The sequence below is a fragment of the Herbidospora sp. NBRC 101105 genome (assembly GCF_030269205.1).
Classification (GTDB): domain Bacteria; phylum Actinomycetota; class Actinomycetes; order Streptosporangiales; family Streptosporangiaceae; genus Herbidospora; species Herbidospora solisilvae.
The window spans coordinates 2,029,576-2,036,108 of record NZ_BSSX01000001.1 but is presented as its reverse complement, the minus strand read 5'-3'; the positions used below and the strand labels follow the sequence as shown (position 1 = coordinate 2,036,108).

General features: G+C 72.4%; 8 protein-coding genes and 1 pseudogene. 3 read left to right on the top strand and 6 right to left on the bottom strand.

Annotated features, from left to right (window positions below; genetic code table 11):
- Positions 1–564: 564 nt before the first annotated feature.
- Together QSK34_RS09090 and QSK34_RS09085 are read right to left on the bottom strand one after the other, a co-directional pair.
- Positions 565–1,104, bottom strand: a complete 540-nt coding sequence (locus tag QSK34_RS09090; protein ID WP_285581983.1) for a DUF1062 domain-containing protein — start codon at positions 1,102–1,104, stop codon at positions 565–567.
- A gap of 246 nt (positions 1,105–1,350) precedes the next feature.
- Entirely contained in the window at positions 1,351–2,088 is a 738-nt protein-coding gene (locus QSK34_RS09085) for a VOC family protein (protein ID WP_285581982.1), read from the bottom strand.
- 33 nt (positions 2,089–2,121) lie between these two features.
- Here QSK34_RS09085 and QSK34_RS09080 point away from each other — a divergent pair, with 33 nt between their 5' ends.
- Positions 2,122–2,763: a class I SAM-dependent methyltransferase gene (locus QSK34_RS09080; protein WP_285581980.1), complete on the top strand. Its 642-nt coding sequence runs from the start codon at positions 2,122–2,124 to the stop codon at positions 2,761–2,763.
- Here the strand turns inward: QSK34_RS09080 and QSK34_RS09075 are convergent.
- Positions 2,732–3,436, bottom strand: coding sequence for a sulfite exporter TauE/SafE family protein (locus tag QSK34_RS09075; protein WP_285581978.1), 705 nt, complete (start codon positions 3,434–3,436; stop codon positions 2,732–2,734). The two genes, QSK34_RS09080 and QSK34_RS09075, sit on opposite strands and share 32 nt — an antisense overlap.
- Before the next feature lie 73 nt (positions 3,437–3,509).
- Here QSK34_RS09075 and QSK34_RS09070 point away from each other — a divergent pair, with 73 nt between their 5' ends.
- The gene (locus QSK34_RS09070) at positions 3,510–4,172 is read left to right on the top strand and encodes an HD domain-containing protein (RefSeq protein ID WP_285581976.1); all 663 of its coding nucleotides are present in this window, start codon (positions 3,510–3,512) and stop codon (positions 4,170–4,172) included.
- 126 nt (positions 4,173–4,298) lie between these two features.
- On the opposite strand, the pseudogene QSK34_RS09065 reads toward QSK34_RS09070, so the two are convergent.
- Positions 4,299–4,880: pseudogene (locus QSK34_RS09065) on the bottom strand (GntR family transcriptional regulator); the annotation flags it as partial.
- A gap of 48 nt (positions 4,881–4,928) precedes the next feature.
- Here QSK34_RS09065 and QSK34_RS09060 point away from each other — a divergent pair.
- Positions 4,929–5,399, top strand: coding sequence for a DUF5946 family protein (locus QSK34_RS09060; protein ID WP_285581974.1), 471 nt, complete (start codon positions 4,929–4,931; stop codon positions 5,397–5,399).
- Here QSK34_RS09060 and QSK34_RS09055 read toward each other — a convergent pair.
- Both QSK34_RS09055 and QSK34_RS09050 read right to left on the bottom strand, forming a co-directional pair.
- Positions 5,383–5,913, bottom strand: coding sequence for an ATP-binding protein (locus QSK34_RS09055; RefSeq protein ID WP_285581973.1), 531 nt, complete (start codon positions 5,911–5,913; stop codon positions 5,383–5,385). The genes QSK34_RS09060 and QSK34_RS09055 overlap by 17 nt on opposite strands.
- Positions 5,914–6,031: 118 nt before the next feature.
- Positions 6,032–6,478, bottom strand: coding sequence for a MarR family winged helix-turn-helix transcriptional regulator (locus QSK34_RS09050; RefSeq protein ID WP_285581971.1), 447 nt, complete (start codon positions 6,476–6,478; stop codon positions 6,032–6,034).
- Between the last annotated feature and the right edge of the window lie 55 nt (positions 6,479–6,533).

Below are 6,533 nucleotides of genomic sequence, written 5' to 3'. Positions count from 1 at the left end.
GGTCCGGCGGCAGCGAGCGCCGTCCCGGGTGATGGCCGACAGATCAAACACAGGGCACATGGGCCAGTCGTAACGCGGGTCAGACCACCACCCGAGGCGGCACCCTTCGATCCTCACAGTCGTAGCGGGTCGCTGCGGCACGGAACTGTTTGAGCCGGTTGATCGCCCGCTCGACCACCTTACGGCCCGCGTCTCGTGCGGGGTCGTAGCCGGTCGGGCGGCCGCCGAGAGGGTCGCGCCGACGGCAGTTGGCCTTCTGATCGGCTGGTTCGGGAGTGATGAGCCGGATCTTGCGAGATCGAAGGTAGGCGCAATTGGTGGGGGAGCTGCGGGCCTGGACGGCGGCGGTTGGCCTTCTGATCGGCTGGTTCGGCGATGGTGTGCCGGATCTTGCGGGATCGAAGGTAGGCGCAATTCGCGCGGGAGCTACAGGCTTTCTCGGCGGCCGAACTCGTCGGCCGCCGCCGATGCGGCGACGCGGATGCGTTGCAGTACTGCGGCCAACCCGCAGATGATCAGTATCCCGGGGGCGGCCCCATCCACGAAACCGCCCCCGGATCACCACTAATCGGTGGCCAGCACCGTAAAGGAGAACCCGCTGCTCACCGAACGCCGCAGCGACACCTCACACTTCACCCGGCGCCCCACCTCCCTCCGGCTGAGACCAAGCCCAGCGGCGATGAGCCGATCCGCCCGCACCGGCACCGGATCGTCGAAGCCCACCTCCACCCGAACCGGCCAAACCCCGTCGAGCGGTATCGAAGGGCCGTAGAGCCGCCAGGCCCCGGCCCAGTCGAGCCCGATCCGGTTCCGGTGGGCGAACAGTGGATCGAGCAACGTCGTGGCCACCAGGCGGGGATCGTTGTCGCGGTAGCCCCGAAGCGCGTCCGCCTCCAGGCACCTGACCGGCACCCGCTCGTGAACGGTCAGCTTGCTCGTCCGGTCGCAGGACACGCACCGGACCAGCAGCCACACGTCCAGCAACTTCCCGTTGGCATTGACCCGGAAGCGTCCCGCCCCAGTGGTGAAGGACCGCGTCCCGCAGTCGACGCAGCGTAGTGACAGCAGCGGCAGCCTGGTCCGGCGGACGGTCCAGGGCAGCACGATATGAGGTTGTGAAGACATGGTCTCTCTGGATCTGACACGAGGCCGATTGCGCGCGGCCTCGAACGCCGTGTGACCGGGCGCTCAAAACGGGCAGCCCGGCGGAGCCGACCGCGGGGTCGGCTGACGGTGCGCGGAATTACGTGTCAGATCTGGAAAGCAGGCGGGGTCACGCGGGTGTCCTCATGTCTTCACGGCTGGGGCCGCAGGCAACCTACGGCCACGCCGATCCGGAGCACAAACGGTTTACATCGGGGTCAGCACGCAGAACTCGTTGCCCTCGGGGTCGGCGAAGACGGTCCACGGCACGTCGACCTGGCCGATGTTGATGTCGACGGCGCCGAGTGCGCGGATGCGGGCCGCTTCGGCGGCCTGTTCGTCGCCGGGGTAGGGGCGCAGGTCGAGGTGGACGCGGTTCTTCACGGTCTTCACGTCGGGAGTGCGGATGAACTCCAGGTAGGGGCCGACGCCCTTGGCCGAGCGCAGGCGGGCGTGGTCGTCGGTGACCTCGTGGAGGGTCCAGTCGATCGCCGCGTCCCAGAAGCGTGCCATGGCGCGCGGGTCGGCGCAGTCGACGACGACGGCGGCGACCGGGCCGGTGTCGCGGTAGAGCTCCCGGGGTTCCAGGACGCAGAACTCGTTGCCCTCGGGGTCGGCAAGAACCGTCCAGGGCACGTCGCCCTGGCCCACGTCGATCGGGGTCGCGCCGAGGGAGCGGAGGAGGGCGACCAGGTCGGCCTGGTGGGCGGCCGAGGTGGTGGCGAGGTCGAGGTGGACGCGGTTCTTGACCGTCTTGGGGTTGGGGTCGTGGACGACGTCGATGCAGACGGCCGTCGGGTCGGGGTAGACGAAGCCCTCGGGTTCGAGGTTGGTGACGCCCGGTCCTTCGCTGGACATGCCCCAGCCGAGGGCCTGCGCCCAGAAACGGCCGACCGCTTCGTCGTCCGCGGCTTTCATGTGAATCTGCACCAGCCTCGTCGCCATGCGGACGATCTTATGCGTGGGTCTAATGGAGTCATGCCCAAGCTCTTCGCCCGGATGTGGCCGCGTCTGCGGCAGACCATGGACCGTCGCGGCATGGCCGAGCACCGCCGTGCCCTGCTCGCGGGGTTGTCGGGGCAGGTGGTGGAGGTCGGGGCGGGGGACGGCGCGAACTTCGCCCACTATCCGCCGGCCGTCACGCGGGTTCTGGCGGTGGAGCCGGAGGCCCTGCTGCGGCGGCACGCCGCCGCCGCGGCCGCGGCGGCGCCGGTGCCGGTCGAGGTGAGCGCGGGGGCGGCGGGCCGGTTGCCGGCGCTCGACGCGAGCGCCGACGCCGTGGTGTTCTGCCTGGTGTTGTGCTCGATCCCGGACGTCGGCCAGGCGCTGGCCGAGGCGCGGCGGGTGCTCAGGCCCGGTGGCGAGCTGCGGTTCCTGGAGCACGGAAAGGCCGACACCCCCGGTCTTGTACGCATGCAGCGCGCCCTCGACGCCACGATCTGGCCCCCGCTCGCGGGTGGTTGCCACACCGGCCGCGACACCGTCGCCCTGCTGGAGCGCGGCGGGTTCACGGTCACCGGCGTGCACCGCTACAACTTCCCGCCGGTCCGCACCCCGTGGTCGTTCCACACGCGGGGCAGCGCCGCCGTCAGCCCTGCAGGCCCTTCGCCAGGGTCGTGAGGCCGCCGGCCAGCGCGAGCGACAGGACGACCCACCGGGCGGGGCGTTCGGGCACGTGCCGGGCCAGCAGCGAGCCGACCGCCAGCCCGGCCGCGATCCCGGCGCCGACCAGGGCCCACGTCGGCGCGCTGAGCCGGGGGAGTCCCTTGGCGGCGATCGAGAAGACGTTCACGACGACGCCGTAGAACTGGGCGTTGGGGACGAACTCGCGTACCGTCCAGCCGGCGTTGACGGCGTACAGGGAGACGGCGGGGCCGCCCACCCCGGCCGAGGCGTTGAGGAACCCGCTCGCGGCGCCGGCCGCGACCGCGCCCCCGCGCCCGCGGAGCGATCGCACCCGGACCCCGCTCATCACGAGCAACGCGGCGGCGCTGACCAGCGCTCCGGTGACGGCCAGCAGCGCGGGTTCGGGCAGGCCGCGGGCGATCCAGGCGCCGGCCGGTACGGTCGCCGCCGCCGCGACGACCAAGGGGATCATCGCGCCCGGCCGGACCGACCGCCAGGTGCCGACGAGCCCGGCGGCGCTGATGACCAGCGCGCCGCAGTTGGCCAGCCGCACCCCGTCGGCGGGGCCCAGCAGGAGCACCATCGCGGGCACGCCGACCAGCGCGAACCCGATTCCGGCGAGCCGCTGCACGGACGCCCCCACCACGACGATCCCGAACAGCACCACGCACCCCAGCCTCACGAACCGGGCCGGTCCCGCTCAACGGAATTTCACCTTCCGGACATCTCGCCCCGCAAAGTTGATCTTCGACAACACCCGGCTCCTGCACGCCCGCACCGCCTTCGAGCAGAGCGGCGCGCGGCACCTGCAGGGTGTGTACGCCGACCTCGACGGCCTGGCGAGCACGCTGGCGGTGCTGCGCCGGACGGCGGCGCTCGACGAGCTCGACGCCCTCTTCACCGGCCCCGGCACCGGCGACTACCTGGGCGAGGCCGTCACGATGGCCGGGCACATGCTTCAGGCCGCCGCGCTCGCCGAGGCGGCCGGCGCGCCCGCGCACCTGGTCGCGGCGGCGCTGCTGCACGACATCGGCCACCTCGACGGGGGCGCGGAGCTGATGTCGGGCGTCGACAACCGGCACGGCCACACCGGCGCGCAGGTGCCGGCCCGCTGGTTCGGGCCGGAGGTGACCGAGCCGGTCCGGCTGCACGTCGCCGCCAAGCGTTACCTGTGCGCGGTCGAACCCGATTACCGGGCCCGGTTGTCGGCGGCCTCGGAGTTCACCCTCCAGGTGCAGGGCGGCCCGATGAGCGAGGAGGAGGCCGCCGCGTTCGCGGCGCTGCCGGGCGCGGCCGACGCGGTGGCGGTCCGGCGCTGGGACGACGAGGCCAAGGTCGCGGGCGCGGCGACCCCCGGTTTCGGCCACTTCCGGCCGCTGCTGGCCCCGCTGCTGCGCCGCTGACCGCAACCGCGACAACGTCGAGGTCGCGATCGAGTTGTGCACGGTGAACGCCACCGTCCCGGGCAGGTAGCGGTCTTCGGACCACTCCACCGGCCGCCCGGCCGGGTCGGTGGTGCGGCGGCGTTCGCGCAGCAGCGCGGCGCCCTCGGGGCAACCGAGCAGCCGGGCGTCGTCGGGGTCGGCGAAGGCCAGGTCGATGGTGTGCTCGGCGTCGGCGAAGACGATGCCGTGGCCGAGCAGCCGTTCGGTGTACGACACCGTGTCGGCCGGCAGCCGGGCCACGATCTGGCCGACCCGGGCCGGATAGCAGGTGCGTTCGATCATCACGGGGCGCCCCGACAGGGTCCGCACCCGGAGGGCGGCGTACACCTCGGTGCCCGCGCGCAGCCGCAGCCGGGTCAGCTCCTCCTCGTGGCCGGGCCGGACGGTCAGCGATTCGAGCATCCCGCCGGGCTCCTCGCCGATCGAGCGGGCCCAGGTGGTGAAGCTCAGCAGTTCGGCGAAGCTCTGCGCCGGGGCCGCGCCGAGGACCACCCGGCGGGTGCCGCGCCGCGAGGTGACCACGCCGCCGGCCCGCAGCAGCGCCAGGGCCTGCCGGCTCGTGCCGCGGGAGACGCCGTAGTGCTCGGCCAGCGCCGACTCGGCCGGGAGCCGGCCGTCGGAGCCGTAGACCCCGCCCGCGACGGCCTCGCGCAGGTCGGCGGCCACCCGGCGGTAGAGCACGTCACGGTCGTCCACTCACCTATGATCCAGGCCATGACGGATCACTGTGACTGCGGGGCGCCCGCCGGGCCGCTGGGCCGGTGCGCCGACTACTACTACGCGATCCTGGCCGAGGAGCAGGCCGACCCGGACATGTACCGCTGGCACAACCCCGTCGTCTGCTCCTACCTGCTGCAACACCCGGCCGAGGGCCACGCGAAGCACTTCGACGTGCAGTTCCGGTGGCTGCAACTGCTGCTCGACCAGGGGGTCGACGCGGTGGTCCGGGTCGCGGCCCACCAGGTCGCGCGCAACCGGCACACCTCACGCCAGGGCTATGACATGACGCCCTTCGAGACCTACGCGCCGCTGCCGCCGGGCGCGGCGGCGACGGGCTTCCGGGCCTCCTTCAGCGCGCTGCCCGTCGTCGGCGGCAGTTTCGTGTTCGACGGCGCCGAGGCCTACGGCCGCCGTGTCGAGGCCATCGCCGCGGCGACGGTCGAGCGGCTCAGCGGTCGAACCTGACCTCTTTGAGCCGGTCGGCCTCGTCCCGGGTCAGCACGTGGGCCGTGAGGGCGGGCGCGGGCTCGCCCTCCTGTACGCGGCCAAGCAGCCGCCCCCACCTGCGCAGATGCCGGCCGAAGGCGGCCTCGGGCACCACCCGTCCCCGCGACCGCTGCCCGGCCTTCGCCAGGTGGGGCGGGGTGTCGAGCATCAGCAGGTGCAGCCGGGTGCCGCGCCGGACGGCCAGCCAGGCCAGCACGTAGAGGGGGAAGACGCCGCAGCCCCGGTTGTGGGCGATCACCGGGCCGGTGCGCATGGCCCGGGAGATGCGGGACATGTGGGTGACCCAGGTGATCGCGGTGCGCACCGGTTTGGGCGCCCATGGGATGCGGCCCCTCCAGTGGAGCCGCGACTGGTAGCTGTCGATGACGGTCAGGCCGCCCCTGTCGACGGGCCGGGTCTCCTCGCCGCTGAGGGCGTAGAGGCGGCGCAGCAGTGTGGTCTTCCCGGCGCCCGGCAGGCCGGTCAGGATCACCAAGGATCCCGGCGGATAACGCAGTGTGTCGGCCGTCCTGCCGGCGGCCGGTACCCCCAGGGTCAACCTGTCCCCTCCCGTTGTCCTTCATGATGGCGAACAAATCGGGAAGATGGGCTCAGTCGGCGAGGGCGACGTTCCCGATGGCGCGGGCCAGGCGGGCGACGTCGATGCCGTCGAGGTGGTCGAGCAGGTGCCGCCGCAGGCTGGCCAGGTTGGTCGGCCAGGCCCGTTCGAGGCGGGCCAGCCCCGCGTCGGTGATGACGGCGTTCCAGCCGCGGGCGTCCTCGTCGCTCCTGACGCGTTCGATCAGGCCCTGTCTCTCCAGCACGTTCGCGATGCGGGTCATGCCGCTCAGCGACAACTCGCACGCGGTGGCGAGCTCGCCCATCCGCATCCGCCGCCGAGGGGCCTCCGACAGGCGCATCAGGGCGGTCCACTCGATCAGCGGGAGCTGCTGTTCGCGCACCATGTCGGCGTCGATGGCCCGGGGGAGGGCGTACATGAGCCGGGGCAGCGCGCGGACCAGGGCGTCCTCGTCGGGGGAGAGCGGTCGTGTGGTCATCCCCACATGGTAGTTGCTTCACGAAAGAAGTAATGTACTTTTTTGACGAAGCAAC

Coding starts and splice junctions, on each gene's coding strand:
- QSK34_RS09050 (WP_285581971.1), bottom strand. CDS start 6,478: ATGACCACACGACCGCTCTCCCCCGACGAGGACGCCCTGGTCCGCGCG.
- QSK34_RS09085 (WP_285581982.1), bottom strand. CDS start 2,088: ATGGCGACGAGGCTGGTGCAGATTCACATGAAAGCCGCGGACGACGAA.
- QSK34_RS09080 (WP_285581980.1), top strand. CDS start 2,122: ATGCCCAAGCTCTTCGCCCGGATGTGGCCGCGTCTGCGGCAGACCATG.
- QSK34_RS09060 (WP_285581974.1), top strand. CDS start 4,929: ATGACGGATCACTGTGACTGCGGGGCGCCCGCCGGGCCGCTGGGCCGG.